This is a genomic window from Sphingobium estronivorans (assembly GCF_008692605.1).
GTDB lineage: Bacteria > Pseudomonadota > Alphaproteobacteria > Sphingomonadales > Sphingomonadaceae > Sphingobium > Sphingobium estronivorans.
The window spans coordinates 1-1516 of record NZ_LFCT01000060.1 but is presented as its reverse complement, the minus strand read 5'-3'; the positions used below and the strand labels follow the sequence as shown (position 1 = coordinate 1516).

At 63.2% G+C, this 1516-nt stretch carries 3 protein-coding genes; all 3 read left to right on the top strand.

Going from position 1 to position 1516, the window contains the following annotated elements; translation table 11 throughout:
- The coding region (locus F7P65_RS22145; protein WP_205452227.1) for a hypothetical protein at positions 1 to 186 on the top strand (186 nt) is incomplete at its 5' end.
- Positions 183 to 539: an IS66 family insertion sequence element accessory protein TnpB gene (tnpB, locus tag F7P65_RS21805; protein WP_420853337.1), complete on the top strand. Its 357-nt coding sequence runs from the start codon at positions 183 to 185 to the stop codon at positions 537 to 539. The genes F7P65_RS22145 and tnpB, both read left to right, overlap by 4 nt.
- A gap of 67 nt (positions 540 to 606) precedes the next feature.
- Positions 607 to 1516 (top strand): IS66 family transposase (locus F7P65_RS21800; protein WP_162854748.1); only part of this gene is annotated, 910 nt, incomplete at its 3' end.

Below are 1516 nucleotides of genomic sequence, written 5' to 3'. Positions count from 1 at the left end.
CTCCGCGGAGCGATGGCAGGCTTCGCGCCTGTCGAACTGGCATCGTCGTCGCCGTCGGCCAAAGTTCGAGAAGCTGGGCGGATCGAGGTTCGAGGGCGGTGCGGCCTGACGGTGTTGGTTGATGGCGATGTTGATCGGGCCGCCCTGAAACAGGTGCTCGATATCCTGCGGGAGCTGGATCATTGAGCCTGGCTTTCCCGCCTTCGACGAAAATCTATCTGTCGCTGGCGCCATGCGACATGCGCAAGGGATTTGACGGGCTGTCGGCACAGGTCCGCAATATTCTCCAGCTTGATCCATTCTCGGGGGCGGTCTTCCTGTTCCGCGGGAAAAGGGGCGACAGGTTGAAGGCCTTGGTTTGGGATGGCTCAGGGCTTTGCATGTATGCGAAACGTCTTGAGCGCGGAAAGTTCGTGTGGCCCCGCGCTCATGAGGGCGCGGTCCGGCTGTCGGCCGCCCAGCTTGCGATGCTCGTCGAAGGGCTGAACTGGAAGCAGTCGATCGTCCATGACGAGGTGATCACGCCGAGGCTCGCATAGCCAAAAAGATCAGGAAAACCGCCATTTTATGGTGGTTTTGCCGTGGGCTTCCGCTATGGTTGAGACCATGCGGTTCGCCCTTGATCGCCTCCCGACAGACCCTGTCCTCCTGCAGAAAATGCTGCTGGAGATGGCCGATGTCATCGAGCAGGAACGGGCCGAACTGACGGCGGCGCAAGCCACGGTCAAAGCCCAGACCTTGCGGATCGAAAAGCTCGAGCATCGTGTCGCGCGGCTGCTGCGCGTCCAGTTCGGCCGCAGCTCCGAGAAAATGGATATCGCCCAGCTGCGGCTGATGTTCGAGGAGGTCGAGGCACCGGAACCCGCCAACGATGAGGTGCCGGCCGCCCCGGTAGCAAAATCGGCCCGCAAACCTGGCAGCCGCGTTCCGCTTCCGGCGCACTTCCCGCGTCAGACCGTCGATCATCAGCCCAGCCCATGCAGTGGCGGTTGTAACGGACCGTCAGTCCAGATCGACGAGGCCGTCACTGAGGTCCTCGATTATGTCCCGGCGCGCTTCCGCGTCATCCGCCATGTCCGGCCCAGGCTGGTGTGCCGGTCCTGCGAACAGATCCGCCAGGCGCCCGCCGTCGATCTGCCGCTGCCCAAGGTGATGGCGAGCAGCGCCCTGCTGGCCCACCTCGTCGTCAGCCGCTTTGTCGATCACCAGCCCTGGCATCGGCAGTCGGTAATCTTCCGCCGCGTTGGGCTTCACATTGATCGGGATGTGATGAGCCGCTGGGCGCGAAAACTGGCATGGCTGCTGGCGCCGCTGGGCGAGCGGTTGTTCGCCTATATCCGGGAAGCCGCCAAAATCCATGGGGACGACACGCCGGTCACCTTGTTGGGCAATGGTGACGGCAGCCGGACCGGGCACTTCTGGGTGTATCTGCGCGATGATCGTTCAAGCGGTGACATGAGCCCGCCTGCCGTAGCCTTCCGCTTCAGCGCAGATCGTGGCGGAGCGCATCCGGCAG